General features: G+C 42.8%; 14 protein-coding genes and 1 other annotated feature (1 of these 15 only partly in view). Of the genes, 1 reads left to right on the top strand and 13 read right to left on the bottom strand.

Translation table 11 applies throughout. The features are described from left to right. Window positions 1–78: 78 nt before the first annotated feature. From ACJYYY_RS04755 to ACJYYY_RS04745, 3 genes are all read right to left on the bottom strand, one after another. Window positions 79–1,143 (bottom strand): BMP family protein, encoded by a 1,065-nt coding sequence (locus ACJYYY_RS04755; RefSeq protein WP_035314794.1) that lies wholly within the window; start codon window positions 1,141–1,143, stop codon window positions 79–81. 230 nt (window positions 1,144–1,373) lie between these two features. Further along, window positions 1,374–1,877, bottom strand: a complete 504-nt coding sequence (locus ACJYYY_RS04750) for an SMI1/KNR4 family protein (RefSeq protein ID WP_035314793.1) — start codon at window positions 1,875–1,877, stop codon at window positions 1,374–1,376. A gap of 137 nt (window positions 1,878–2,014) precedes the next feature. Next, window positions 2,015–2,302: a DUF1033 family protein gene (locus ACJYYY_RS04745; RefSeq protein ID WP_035314791.1), complete on the bottom strand. Its 288-nt coding sequence runs from the start codon at window positions 2,300–2,302 to the stop codon at window positions 2,015–2,017. Between the two features lie 113 nt (window positions 2,303–2,415). On the opposite strand from ACJYYY_RS04745, the gene ACJYYY_RS04740 reads away from it, so the two are divergent. Then, window positions 2,416–2,706, top strand: coding sequence for an acylphosphatase (locus ACJYYY_RS04740; protein WP_232217942.1), 291 nt, complete (start codon window positions 2,416–2,418; stop codon window positions 2,704–2,706). Between the two features lie 55 nt (window positions 2,707–2,761). Here the strand turns inward: ACJYYY_RS04740 and ACJYYY_RS04735 are convergent, their stop codons facing one another. From ACJYYY_RS04735 to trpE, 10 genes are all read right to left on the bottom strand, one after another. After that, window positions 2,762–4,231, bottom strand: coding sequence for an ATP-binding protein (locus ACJYYY_RS04735; RefSeq protein WP_408869172.1), 1,470 nt, complete (start codon window positions 4,229–4,231; stop codon window positions 2,762–2,764). A gap of 11 nt (window positions 4,232–4,242) precedes the next feature. Next, the gene (locus ACJYYY_RS04730; protein ID WP_035314790.1) at window positions 4,243–4,926 is read right to left on the bottom strand and encodes a response regulator transcription factor; all 684 of its coding nucleotides are present in this window, start codon (window positions 4,924–4,926) and stop codon (window positions 4,243–4,245) included. Between the two features lie 294 nt (window positions 4,927–5,220). Further along, entirely contained in the window at window positions 5,221–6,078 is an 858-nt protein-coding gene (gene pheA, locus ACJYYY_RS04725; protein ID WP_035314789.1) for a prephenate dehydratase, read from the bottom strand. 64 nt (window positions 6,079–6,142) lie between these two features. After that, window positions 6,143–7,426, bottom strand: coding sequence for a GTPase ObgE (gene obgE / locus ACJYYY_RS04720; RefSeq protein ID WP_035314820.1), 1,284 nt, complete (start codon window positions 7,424–7,426; stop codon window positions 6,143–6,145). A gap of 103 nt (window positions 7,427–7,529) precedes the next feature. After that, window positions 7,530–8,273, bottom strand: coding sequence for a tryptophan synthase subunit alpha (gene trpA, locus ACJYYY_RS04715; RefSeq protein ID WP_035314788.1), 744 nt, complete (start codon window positions 8,271–8,273; stop codon window positions 7,530–7,532). Further along, window positions 8,260–9,474 (bottom strand): tryptophan synthase subunit beta, encoded by a 1,215-nt coding sequence (gene trpB, locus ACJYYY_RS04710; RefSeq protein WP_035314787.1) that lies wholly within the window; start codon window positions 9,472–9,474, stop codon window positions 8,260–8,262. Before trpB ends, trpA begins: the two co-directional genes overlap by 14 nt. After that, complete coding sequence (locus ACJYYY_RS04705; RefSeq protein ID WP_035314786.1) at window positions 9,474–10,052, bottom strand: phosphoribosylanthranilate isomerase; 579 nt, start codon at window positions 10,050–10,052, stop codon at window positions 9,474–9,476. The genes trpB and ACJYYY_RS04705 overlap by 1 nt, the downstream gene beginning before the upstream one ends. Continuing rightward, window positions 10,049–10,792, bottom strand: a complete 744-nt coding sequence (trpC, locus tag ACJYYY_RS04700) for an indole-3-glycerol phosphate synthase TrpC (protein ID WP_051456954.1) — start codon at window positions 10,790–10,792, stop codon at window positions 10,049–10,051. The genes ACJYYY_RS04705 and trpC overlap by 4 nt, the downstream gene beginning before the upstream one ends. Then, complete coding sequence (gene trpD / locus ACJYYY_RS04695) at window positions 10,789–12,384, bottom strand: anthranilate phosphoribosyltransferase (RefSeq protein WP_408869171.1); 1,596 nt, start codon at window positions 12,382–12,384, stop codon at window positions 10,789–10,791. Before trpD ends, trpC begins: the two co-directional genes overlap by 4 nt. Further along, entirely contained in the window at window positions 12,381–13,712 is a 1,332-nt protein-coding gene (trpE, locus tag ACJYYY_RS04690) for an anthranilate synthase component I (protein WP_408869170.1), read from the bottom strand. Before trpE ends, trpD begins: the two co-directional genes overlap by 4 nt. Before the next feature lie 71 nt (window positions 13,713–13,783). Beyond that, window positions 13,784–13,974: a binding site (T-box leader), on the bottom strand (it continues 53 nt past the right edge of the window).

Genomic DNA, 13,974 nt, shown 5'->3' with positions numbered 1-13,974 from the left:
TACATTCAATTTTTTAATTAAAAAAGCTGGACATCGAAATGACCAGCCATTACTCATATCATTACTTGTTTTGTTTACCTATGGTTTTTCTGGCACTTTAATATCGCCAGCTGTAATTTTTTCTTTGTATTCTTTTACTTTGTCTAACACTTTTGCGTCAATGTTATCTGTTGAATCTGCAATCCCAACAGCATCATCTTCTAAGCCGTAAACAGTTGTTTTTCCACCAGGGAATTTACCATCTTTAGCTAATTTAGATGTTTCTTGGACTGCGATATCCACACGTTTGATTTGTGACGCTAAAGCAACATTGTATGTTTTGTCACCTGTTTTAACTTCACCTTGATCGGCTTGGTCACGGTCAACACCCATGAACCAAATTTCACGTGATGGATCTTCTTTTTTCAAGTTACGCGCTTCAGTGAAAGCACCGTTACCTGATGCACCAGCTGCAGAAAGAATAATATCTGCATCGTCATTGTACATTGTTGCTGCAATTTGTTGTCCTTTATCAGCTGCGACAAATGAACCAACATATTTCACATCAACTTTAGCTTTAGGGTTTGATTCCTTAACACCAGCAGTGAAACCAGCTTCGAAACGACCGACAACTTCACCTTCCATACCGCCGATAAAGCCAACATGGTTTGTTTTAGTTGTTAATCCGGCAATTACGCCCATTAAGTATGCACCTTCGTTATCCGCAAAACGAATACTTGCAATGTTATCAACGCCTTCTACCACGTCATCAATCAATGCGAAATGTGCCTCTTTTTGTTGTTTAGCTGTTTCAGTTACGGCTTTTGTTAATTGGAAACCAACACCGAAAACAAGGTCGAAATTACTACGAACAGCGCTGTTTAAGTTTGTTTTGTAATCTGCTTCATTGGCAGATTGGAAGTAGTCATAGCCTGACTTACCTTTTTCTAAGCCATTATCTTTCCCAAACTGTTTCATACCTTCCCAAGCTGATTGGTTAAATGAACGATCATCTACCCCACCTTGGTCAGTTACCATTGCAACTGTAAATTTGTCATCTTTTTTGTCCTCAGCTTTTTTCGTTTCTTTATTACCACATGCTGCTAAAAATGAAGATAAAACGACAACCATAATTAATACAACTGCTAACGAGCGTTTTTTCATCAGTTGTTCCTCCCCTTAATCCTTTTTTGTAAAAACACGATTGTTGTAATTGCTTACACAATATAACTTACGTGTTTAGTTTACTCTATAGAATATATCATGTTAAAGCTAATAAATAAACAGAAAATTAGTTTTTTTTGAAATGATTAAATTTTCTGACTATTGACCGTTAAAAAAACTCACAAATAACAAGTGGTTTAAAATGCCACCGTTTATTTGTGATTCTTTTTTTAGATTGTTTCAATCGCTTCAAGGAATACATCACTAATATGCTCCGCAATTTGAATACGACGTGTAATGAGCGGCTCATCATCATCACTACCGATTGGCAACGGGAACTGATACAATGTTGGGTCTTCATCATCTAATTTAATATAATAGTTATCGCCAGTACCTGCAGGTTCACTTCCAATACAAATATAATTCAAGTGTACTAAATCAATGCCCGGAAATTCTTCCATTGTTTCTTCAATAATATACTGTGGTTCAAAAAATTCAATCGCTGTTTCACCACTGTAGTTTTCATTGGTGGTTTCAACATTCCAACGCAATTCCAAGTTGATAATCGGATAGTCCCCGATCAGCTCACGATACCATTTCGGCAATTTAACGGGTAGTTCTTTCGCTAACATTTTCAATTCTTCTTTTGAGGCTTTACGACCCGTTAACTTGACCTCTGCATCATCTGCTGCTTCGAAAAATTTTTCTATAGCATTTCCTAATTTAGGCTGCAATTATCTCTCACTCTTTTCAATTGATTTTATAATTAAGAAGCGACTTCTTACTCTCTCTATAACACAAATTGTGTATTCATCTCTATTATAATATGTTTTGTCTGCTTTTAAAAGGGTTTCCTTTAAACTGATAGCGATCAAGATGACTTTCCATCTTTAAGTAGGAGTAAACCGTGGAACACTTGCAAATCATCATCGCATTCTTCACAAAAACTCTTTTCTTCCTCGCACCAGAAGGCCGCCTGCTGTTCTTTCACCTGATGATACGGGTATGTTGTGGCTAACCTCTCAAACGCTGACTGATAGGCCGTAAGTGCGAGCGATTCAGTCGCTAACTGTCGTTCTGAGATGATGTCTTCTCGCCAATCTTCAAAGAACCACCACGGCTCATTAAAACTTTCTGTTTCGATAACAGTCCAATGCATCGGTGTCACACCCTTTCGTACAAAGTTAATTATTTGAGCAAGGCTACTACTTCTATAGTAAGGTTCCTTCTCCCATATTTCAATTAAAACGTGTTAAACTAATAAAAAAAGGAGTGATTACCATCGCATCGCGACACAGTTGTCGTATTCAAGCATTCGGTACCGTCCAGGGGGTTGGCTTTCGTTATGGTACCTTATTTTTAGCGAAAAAGCTAGATATTACAGGAACGGTTGAAAACTTACCCGATGAAAGTGTCTTAATACTGGCCCAAGGTTCTGAAGATGCTTTACTCACCTTTATTGCGCGCTTAGAAAAAGGACCGACGCGAGCAGCAAACGTCACTCATTTAGTAATCAGTTGGGAAAACGGCTCAGTTTCTACAACCGATTTCACCATCATCTAATTAAAAAAGCTAACGACCTTTCCGCACGTTTGCGTGATTGGACGTTAGCTTTTTGTTAACTCTTTTTAAGGTTTTGTTTTTTTGCTGTTTTTTTTCGAGCGGTTTGAATAACTTCTTCTTCCATTAACGGTAAACTAATGGTAACAGTCGTTCCGATGCCCACTTCACTCGTTGCAGTTATCTCTCCACGATAGCTAACGACCAATTGTTTTGCAATCGCTAATCCAAGTCCGTTACCACCCACTTCACGCGTTCGTGCTTTATCGACACGATAAAAACGATTAAACACTTTATCAACTTCGGTTGGGTCGATGCCGACTCCATAATCAATCACATTAATGACTGCTTTATTAGCGACCTCTGTCAAGGTGATTTTAATCTCCTTGCGTTCGCTCGAATATTTTACGGCATTGTCAAACAGGATAATTAAGATTTGTTCCAGATGATTCCGTAAAATGAGCGAGCGTAATACCAAATGTGGATTATGTTCATACGTGATTTCAAAGCCCTCATGCAAAATTTCAAAATTGCGCTTTACTTGTTCCACAGCCTCATTTAAATTAGTAATTTGTAACTCAGCTGTATTTGATACTTGTTCAGCACGTGATAAATCAAGCATTTCCTGCACTAACTTTTTCATCCGTTTCACCTCAAACAGCGAGGCATTGAGTGATTCTTCTAACACGGACGGATCATCCTTGCCCCAGCGATTGAGAAGGTTCAGGTGCCCTTCAATGATTTGAACAGGTGTTCGCAGCTCATGCGAGGCATCTTCGACAAAGTGTTTTTGTTGTTCATAGGTAACTTCCATCCGATGCATCATATCATTATAAATCATCAATAGTTCACTAATTTCATCCTCGGCATCAATGTTTTTCACCCGCGCCTTAAAACCACTTTCACGACTGTTAATCATCGAGCGTGCTAAATCTTTAATTGGCTGTAGTAAATGCAACGCCATTACATAACCTAGTAAGGCACTAAAGATTAAGGCGATAAAATCTAAGATAAGCAAGGTCCAAAACAAGTATTTCATCAATGAATTGACGCTCGTTAACGGATTAATCACCTGCACATAGCCAATAATATCGGCATTATTTTGCAATATCGGTTTATAACCTACAATCATGCGACTGCCTTTAATCGTTTTTTCACTGACCGTTAAAGCCTCAACTTTTTCGAGTGGAATATCGTATTTTTCTTCACCACCGTATTGCGCCGGATACCATGTACTGCCATCCGCCTTCAATATACGGACAATGAGGCCTCGATTATAAATATTTTCATTGAGGCTCTCATTATCAATCGGAAACTCTGTTGCACTCACATCGAGCCACTTTTTTCCGACCAGTGAAAAAGCAACATTATTCAAGGCTGTTTGCACCTTTGTTTTTTCTTCATTTAATAACATCGTCGCAACGCCTTGATAGATGGCGACCGCAAAAACAGAGAACGTTAAAAAAATCGCGACGCTTGTACCGAGCATCCACTTATATTTTAAAGACCTGTTTTTAACATTGAGCATTTTATGAACTCTCATGTACGCATCACATAACCTGTTCCGCGCACGGTTTGGATATAACTTTCTTCACCCGGACGATCGATTTTATTACGCAGATAGCGGATGTAAACATCAACAACATTCGTTTCAACTTCTGTTTCATAGCCCCAAACCTTATTAAGTAAGACTTCTCGTGTTAAGACGATGTTAATATTACCCATTAATGTTAACAACAAATCGTATTCACGTTTCGTTAAATCGATGACTTCGTCACCCACTAACACAATCCGACTCTCTTTTTCAACCGTTAAATCACGGTAAGTAAAGGTCGTTTGTTTTTTAGTCGTTTCCGTATGTTCAACTCGACGCAACAACGAGCGAAGGCGCGCTAATAGTTCTTCAATCGCAAACGGCTTCACGATGTAATCATCGGCCCCGTGGTCAAGACCTGACACGCGGTCCATCACACTATCACGTGCGGTTAGCATAATAATCGGTGTCTGTTTACCATTTTGGCGAATGCGACGGCAAATTTCAATGCCATTTAAACTCGGTAACATTAAATCAAGTAAGATGGCATCCCACTCGCTGGTTAGCGCCAACTCTAAGCCTTCTCGTCCATCGTTAGCAATTGTCACTTTATAATTTTCATGTTGTAATTCAAGTTCAACAAAACGTGCTAAGTTTTTTTCATCTTCGATTAATAGTATATTACTCATGTTCGAACCTCCACCTTCAATTTATCCTATGTCTTGTTATTATAGCGATAATTAGCCGTTATTTAAAGTTTAAAGGTTTTTTGCAACAAAAAACAGGTGAAAACAGAAAACTGCTTTTACCTGTCGACCTGCGACGGAATACGGTCGCTCTCATTTTTCTTCCAAGTCGGGCGCTTCTAACGGTTAAAATCACTTTTAATCTATCCAGTTCTTTTAACCAGAAGGCTTCAACTTTCAGATAAACGCTTGCGATGGAATATAGTCGCGCTCATTTTTCTTCCAAGTCGAGCGCTTCTAACAGTTAAAATCACTTTTAATCTTATAAACATCATAAGAACCGAGTACTTTAACCTTGCCACCAAGCAAACCAATTTCACTTAAGGCATTGGCCAATAGGCGGTTGTCTGCTCCGACATCCAAATCAATGTGAAAAAAGTATTGACCGAGGCGTGTTTTAGTTGGACGTGATTCAATTTTGCTCATATTGATATTGCGCCAAGCAAAGGTTGAAAGCATACTATGTAACGTTCCCGAGTCATTATCTGGCAACTTCAACAAAATCGTTGTTTTCGTTTCAATTGCGTCAGCTTCATTCGGAATAACGGTGTCACTCATCGCGATAAAACGCGTCTCATTTTGGCTATTGCCTTGGGCGTTCGGGCATACAACGTTCAGTTGATAATGCTCCGCTGCAAACAACGGTGCAATTGCTAATATATTTTCATCTGGATGCTGTGCGACATACTCAGCCGCAAAAGCTGTACTCGAAACGGCCACCCGTTCAATATACGGAAAATGATTCGTTAAATAATCATGACACTGCGCCAACCCTTGCGGATGCGACAACACCTTCGTTGCCTGATGCCAATCATGTTTACCATCTTGATTAATCATGATGTTTTGTGAAATCGGCAAAATATACTCACCTCGAATTAGCGGCACATCATTTTGATATAAATAATCCAATGTAACGTTTACGGTTCCTTCAATCGCATTTTCAAATGGGACGAGACAGGCATCAACTTGTTTTGCAACAACTGCATCAAGGCATTCTGAAATAGTTGCAAATGCGGTATGCTGCTCTGTGGGAAATGCACGATGGACTGCCTGAAACGAAAAAGTTCCAATCGGTCCTAAATAGCCAATATTCACTCAATTCACTCTCCTTAAATAAAAAGCAAAGTCAAAAATGACTTTGCTTTGATTATTTCCTTGCTTAATCCATGAACTCGAATTCAAATTCAATAATACGAACTAAATCGCCATCTTTAGCGCCACGGTCACGCAACGCTTGATCGACACCAAGCGAACGTAATTGACGTGTGAAACGTGTCACTGACACTTCACGATCGAAGTTTGTCATTGCGAACAGACGCTCAATTTCAGAGCCACTTAAGACCCAAACAGCATCTGATCCACGCGTGATTTCAAAGTCTGGTGAATCAGCCTTATGTTTGTACATCACGACTTGTTCTTCAGTCGGTTCATTGTTCATTGGGAAGTACTCTGTTGTTTCTAATTTGTTAGCAATTTCTAATAACAGATTGTTTAAACCTGTTTTAGTTAAAGCCGAAATCGGGAAGACAGGATACAAACTATCAATTTGTTTTTTGAATGTTTCTAAGTTTTCTTCTGCACCAGGCATATCCATTTTATTGGCTACAATAATTTGGGGACGCTCTAACAAGCGGAAGTTGTATTGTGATAATTCATCGTTGATTTTGTTGAAGTCATCGAACGGATCGCGACCTTCAGTTCCTGCCATATCGATAACATGCACAATAACACGCGTACGTTCGATGTGTTTCAAGAACTGGTGGCCTAAACCAACACCCAATGAAGCACCTTCAATTAAACCAGGTAAGTCGGCCATTGCGAAACTACGATGATCGGGTGTATCAACCATTCCGAGGTTTGGTGTCAGCGTTGTAAAGTGATAATCGGCAATCTTAGGGCGCGCTGATGTAACAACCGATAATAATGTTGATTTCCCAACACTTGGAAAACCTACTAAACCAACATCGGCAAGCACTTTTAATTCAAGTTCTAAGTTACGTTCTTCGCCTGGTTCACCGTTTTCACTAATTTCTGGTGCTGGGTTGGCAGGTGTCGCAAAACGACGATTACCACGGCCATGACGACCCCCTTTAGCAACAACAGCACGTTGACCGTGTGTCACTAAATCGGCAATTAATTCGCCAGTATCGGCATCTTTAACGATTGTACCTGGTGGAACTGGTACAACATAATCAGGGGCACCATGTCCGTGCATCCCTTTACTCATCCCGTTTTCACCTGGGTTTCCTTTAAAGTGACGCTTGTAACGAAAATCAACAAGGGTTCTTAAGCCTTCTTCAACTTCGAAAACGACTGATCCACCTTTACCACCATCGCCACCGGCAGGTCCACCATTCGCTACAAACTTTTCACGACGGAAAGCAACCATACCATCGCCACCATCGCCACCTTTTACATATATCTTAACTCCATCTACAAACATCATATTCGGTTTCCTCAATTCTTTACTTCATTACTTATCATTATATCTTAAGTCCTGCGATAAGTAAAACAACGATTCTTCAAAATCAGCCTTATTTAACTGTTTATTGCTTCGTTGCTTGAATTAAGCTACCAATTGGGGCCGATTCTCCCGCTTCGAGGAGGTCGACAATCCGACTTCCGACAATGACACCATCACAATGAGGCAATAGCGCCTTGACTTGTTCTGTTGAGGCAATGCCAAATCCTGCCATTACAGGTACCGTTGTCTTTGTTCTCAACTCCGCCAAAAAGTCATAAATGGCCGGATTAAAGGCCCGTCTTTCACCGGTGACACCTTTAACTGTCACCGCATAAATAAAACCACGCGCTTTTTTTAACATTTGCGTTAAGCGTTCGCCAGTTGATGTTGCTGTTACTAACGTAATCAATAAGACATCATGCGCTTCGAGCAATTGCCGTAACTGATGACTCTCTTCAAACGGCATATCGGGTACAATCACGCCCGACACGCCATTTCGTTGACATTGCTGGGCAAACGATTCATAACCAATCGCAAAGAGCGGATTTAAGTAAGTCATTAAGACGATTGGTGCCGGTTTAGCCGTTATCGTTCCAATCGTCGTTAGTAAGCCTTGCAAAGTAACACCTGCGCGTAATGCCTTCAAACCTGCGGCTTGAATGACAGGTCCATCTGCTACGGGGTCAGTAAAAGGAACACCGATTTCAACAATTGTCGCCCCTTGAGCAACCAGTGTTTGATAGTCTTTGACTAATGTTTGGTTGCCCATCATGTAAGCGATAAAGGCTTTGTTTGTCGTTGCTAATGTCGTCTCAATTGCATTCATCAGTGGTTCCTCCTTTTTCAAACCGTTCTTTTAGCTGGGCGACATCTTTATCACCACGACCAGATACGGTGATTACCATGATTTCTTCCGGTGACATATCGGCGGCGATTTTTAGCGCGAGCGCAATTGCATGGGCGCTTTCAAGTGCTGGAATAATCCCTTCTTGGCGACACATCACACTAAAGGCAGCAACCGCCTCGTCATCGGTGACCGCATGGTACTCGGCCCGCTTCAAATCATGCAACAAACTATGCTCAGGCCCTACACCAGGATAATCCAACCCGGCCGAAATCGAGAAAACTTCGCTCACTTGACCGGCCTGATCTTGCAATAAGTACATGAGTGAGCCATGCAGTGCGCCCACACTGCCTTTCGTTAAGGTCGCTGCATGTTTGCCTGTTTCAATACCCGACCCACCCGCTTCGGCACCATATAATTTAACGGTGGTATCTTCAATGAAGGGATAAAACGTCCCAATTGCATTCGATCCGCCACCGACACAGGCCACTAAGGCATCGGGTAAACGTCCTTCTTTTTCGTGGAGTTGTTGCTTGATTTCAGTCCCAATCACACTTTGAAAATCACGAACCATTTGTGGAAAGGGATGTGGCCCTAAGACGGAACCCATTAAATAATGGGTGTCATCAACATGAGCAACCCAATAGCGGAGTGCATCATTGACCGCATCTTTGAGTAAACCTTCACCGCTTGAGACAGATACCACTTTTGCCCCTAATAGTTCCATTCGAAAGACATTCAATGCTTGACGAGCGACATCTTCCTCCCCCATGAAAATAGTACACTCCATATCAAACAAGGCACAGACGGTCGCTGTTGCAACGCCGTGTTGACCTGCCCCTGTTTCAGCGACAATTTTACGTTTGCCCATCCGCTTCGCGAGCAAGGCTTGACCGAGGGCATTATTAATTTTATGTGCGCCAGTATGATTTAGATCCTCACGTTTCAGATAAATTTTCGCACCACCAACATACTTTGTTAAGCGTTCTGCCAAGTAAAGTGGTGTTTGTCGACCGACATAGTCTTTTAAATAATAGGCCAATTCTGCCTTGAAGTCTGGATCCTCTTTATAGCGGTTATAAGCCTCATTGAGCTCGAGCACTGATTGCATTAATACTTCGGGCACATAGCGACCGCCGTAGCGACCAAAATGGCCATCTTCATCTGGATAAGTGTAAGTCATTATTGTTCCTCCTTCGTTAGTTGCTGCACAGTTGTGATGAATTGAATGATTTTATTGCTGTCTTTGCTGCCGTTTGTTTCAACACCACTGCTAACATCAACGACAGCTGGTTTTACAATCCGAATCGCCTCGCTTACATTGGCAGCGGTTAAGCCACCTGCAAGCCATAGCGGGTGAGCTCCAGCTGTAATCGCTGACCAATCAACGACCTTGCCACTACCCGGTGTCGGAGCATCGATGAGTTCTGCGTACACAGCGTTGGAGACAGGCGGTTCCATTAGGGAACGTGCTTTAATGAGTGGTCGCTCCAGTAATAAGTCAGACGGAAGTGCGCCATGAATTTGCACAAAGTCTAAACCGATGACCGCTATTGCCTCTTGAATAAAGACCGCTGTTGGTTCAAGAAACACCCCCACAACCTTCGCGTTGCCAGCCATTTTGCGCAGGTTTGCCGCCTGTGCAAGACTCACTTGGCGTTTGCTCGGGGTTAACACAAAACCAATGTAATCGGCACCAGCCTTCGCTGCCGCTGTCACTGCTGCTACGGTCATCAAGCCACAAATTTTAACAGCCGTCATCGAAACATCACCTGCAGTGCATCGGCATCACGCATCATCCCTTCACCGATTAAGACGCCATCAACCCCAGTCGCTTTAATGGTGGCGATATCTGGCACATTTAACATGCCACTTTCTGAAATAACAGTAATCGTCGGCGGAATTAAGGCACGTAAACGGGCAGTAGTCGCTAAATCAACGGCAAAGGTTTCGAGGTTACGATTATTTATGCCAATTAAACGCGGATTGAGCTTGAGAGCCACTGCGAGTTCGCCCTCATCATGAACCTCAATTAACACATCCAATTCCAACGCTCTTGCAAAGCGATAAAGCGTCGCAAGTTCAGTTGGAGTTAGTGCCGCCACAATTAAGAGCACTATGTTTGCCCCAGCACTTTTGGCTTTTAAGAGATGCGCTGTCGTTGTGATAAAGTCTTTACATAGAATAGGCAGTTGCACTGCCGCGCGAATCGCCTCTAAATCGCTAAAATCACCCTTGAAATAATACGGTTCACATAGCACGGAAATCGCGCTTGCGCCTAAGGCCTCATAACGCTTTGCCTGTGCCACAACATCGACCGTGGCATCAATTATTCCCTTTGAGGGTGATGCCCGTTTGATTTCAGCAATCAGACGAAAGTCCGGGGCAGTTGGTGTCAAAAAAGGGGCTTTGTTAGCCATGCTCAAGTGCAATTGTTCCGATTGATAGCCTTTGACGCGGTCGCTATTTTTGGCAATAATTTCGGTTAAAATACTCATCATCCAATCGCCTCCGTTGTCGTTTGTAAGTAATGTAATTGTTCGGCGGCGCGCTGTGAATCAATCGCTTCTTCTGCAAGTTTCACTCCTGCAGCAAAAGTGTCCGCCAGTTCAGCTGCCACTAATCCGATTGCACTGTTTAAGACAACCGCATCACGATAAGGGCCTTTTTTACCCGCCAACACCTCGGTCAAAATCGTCGCATTCGTAGCGACGTCTTTACCTTTCAACGTCTCGTTGCCCTGTTGTCTAAAGCCGAGTCGTTGCGGATTTAAGGTTGTTAATTGATAGCTGTTGTTTGCAATGATGGCTAACTGATTGTCACCCGCAAGCGAGGCTTCATCTAGCCCACCATAGCCATGAACGACAATGGCTTTTTTTCGACCTAGCGCAACGAGCACTTTTGCCATCGGTTCGACTAAATCTGCACGATACACACCAACGACTTGATAATCGAGGGCATAAGGATTTGTTAATGGTCCGATAATATTAAACACTGTCGGAATACCCAATGCTTGGCGTACACGCATTACTTGTCCGAGGTGTGGATGAACATGAGGTGCGAATAAAAAGGTCATCCCTGTCGTTGCTAATTGATGGTCAATCACGGCTGGCGTCGCGTTCAATGACACATTTAAGGCCTCAAGCACATCGGCGCTGCCACTCTTGCTTGAGATGGAACGATTGCCGTGTTTCGCTACTTTAACACCTGCACCTGCTAGTACGAACGCCGCGGTTGTCGAGATGTTAAAGGTGCCTGAGCGATCACCGCCTGTGCCACAGTTACACATTAATTGACGATGTCGTTGCGGTAACGGCAAGGCATGAGCTCGCATCGCTTCGACAATACCCGCGATTTCAGCGGCTGTTTCACCCTTCATTTTTAAAGCCATTAAGAAGGCTGCGATTTCACTATCTGTCAATGACTGATCGAACAATCGATTGGCCGCTAACCGCGCTTCTTGCTGTGAAAGATGCTCGCCAGCGCTTAATTTATTTAAATATTCAGTAAACGATATGTGGGAGCGGGCCCGTTGCACAAAATTATCAATTAAACGTTGGCCGGCTGGGGTGCCGATCGATTCAGGATGGAACTGGATGCCATAGAGCGGCAGGCTGCGATGTTGAATCGCCATAATTTCACGATCATCATTGGCGCGAGCCACAATCTCAAACGTGTCTTCAATCTTGGTTTCATCGACTACGAGTGAATGATAACGCATCGCTTCAAAGTCAGCGGGCAGTTGTTTAAAGATGCCAACTTGCTGATGACTAATCGTACTTGTTTTTCCGTGCTTGATTTGCTCAGCTTGATTCACCTGATAACCAAAGGCTTGAGCTAATGCCTGATGGCCTAAACAAATCCCTAACATCGGTATTTTAGCACCTAATTGTTGAATTAGTGGCAAACAGATGCCCGCATCTTCTGGACGTCCTGGTCCTGGTGATAAGACAATCCCACTCGGTTGGAGCGCTTCAATCGCTGCAACCGTCAAGGCATCGTTGCGAACAACCTTGACTTCTTCACCGCTTAACAGCAGTTGATGATACACATTATATGTAAATGAATCGTAGTTATCAATTAGTAAAATCATTTCGTTACCTCCATTAAGGCCTTTGCCTTGTTGAGCGTTTCTTCATATTCGGTTTGTGGCACTGAATCTAAGACGACTCCAGCACCGGCTTGCACGTGTAAGACCTTATTCGTCGCCACCATTGTGCGGATTGCAAGTGCAAAATCCATCGCGCCATTATACGAAAAGTAGCCGACACCACCGCTGTAGATGCCACGTTTGACCTGTTCCATTTGGTTGATTAAGCGCATCGCGGCAATCTTGGGCGCACCACTTACAGTGCCCGCTGGCAAACTCATGCGCAGCGCATCAAACGAATTATACTCGGGCGCAATCACCGCTTCAACCGTCGAAACAATATGCATCACATCGCTGTATTTCTCAACTTTTTTAAAAGAAGTAACGGCCACCGTTCCTTTCGCGGCAATCCGACCAATATCGTTACGGGCGAGATCGACCAACATCGTATGTTCCGCTACCTCTTTTTGATCCGCCAGTAAGTCAGCCGCAAGGATATCATCTTCTGCTGCGGTTTGACCACGACGACGAGTACCTGCTATCGGCTTCATCGTCACTTGCTCACCATGTAAGGCCACAACACTTTCAGGTGATGAACCGATAATGAGACAGTCATCCATTTCTAAATAATATAAATACGGTGACGGATTCCGTCGTTTTAAACGCCGATACAGTTCAAACGCATCACCTTCATAAGGCGCACTTAGCCGTTGCGAGGGCACCACTTGAAAAATATCACCTCGCTTAATTGCCGCTTGCGCCTGTTCGACCATTGCCTCAAAGGCTGTTTGACCAACATTACTCGTAAAGTCACCGACACTAACTTCCCCTTGGGTGACACGTGACTCTGCTTTTAATAAGCGTGCGAGCTTTGCACTGTTTTCTGCAGACCGAACACTCGTAACAAATACTTTTTGTTCAATATGATCAAAAATAATGACTTCTTCATAAAAATACAACTGTGCTTCAGGTAAATTTAATGGGTCCGGTAGATAGTTCCCGATTTCTTCGTATTGATGAATCGTTTCATAACCAACGTAGCCCAGGGCACCACCGATGAACGGAAAATGCTCATTTTTAACTTTTGTTTGTGCCATCACAGCTTCAACTACTTCTAAAAACGGCTCTGAGGCTGTCACACCATTATGGGTGACGGTCCCATTCATTAAGGTCGTCTTCGCCACCGGATTTTGACAGATGAATGAGTAGCGACTATTAAGACCAAAGCGGAGCGAACTTTCGAGCAAACATTTATTTGACCCGTTTAACTGTTTAAAAATACGGACTGGTGTAAGTTCATCCGCTTCAATTTCATTGATGAATAATGACATGTTGACGCCTCCTTTTCGTTAGTAGTTAAAACAAAAAACGTCCTCTTACAAAAAATCATACTGATTTCTTGTAAGAGGACGTTTAATCGCGGTGCCACCTCTTTTAGTAAACAACAAAAGATAGCTTTTGTTGTTTACTCACTCTTCGGATACTACCATATCCTATCTCTGTAACGGGAGAGCCCGTATTCGCTTACTACTTTCAGCGAATCTCTCGAAAGTCCATTCAACCGGCGTATATTGATCGGCTCTCACTGTCCCG

The sequence above is a fragment of the Brochothrix campestris genome (genome assembly GCF_046058945.1).
Classification (GTDB): domain Bacteria; phylum Bacillota; class Bacilli; order Lactobacillales; family Listeriaceae; genus Brochothrix; species Brochothrix campestris.
Note: the sequence above shows the minus strand (reverse complement) of the source record. Positions and strands in the feature narration are given on the sequence as shown.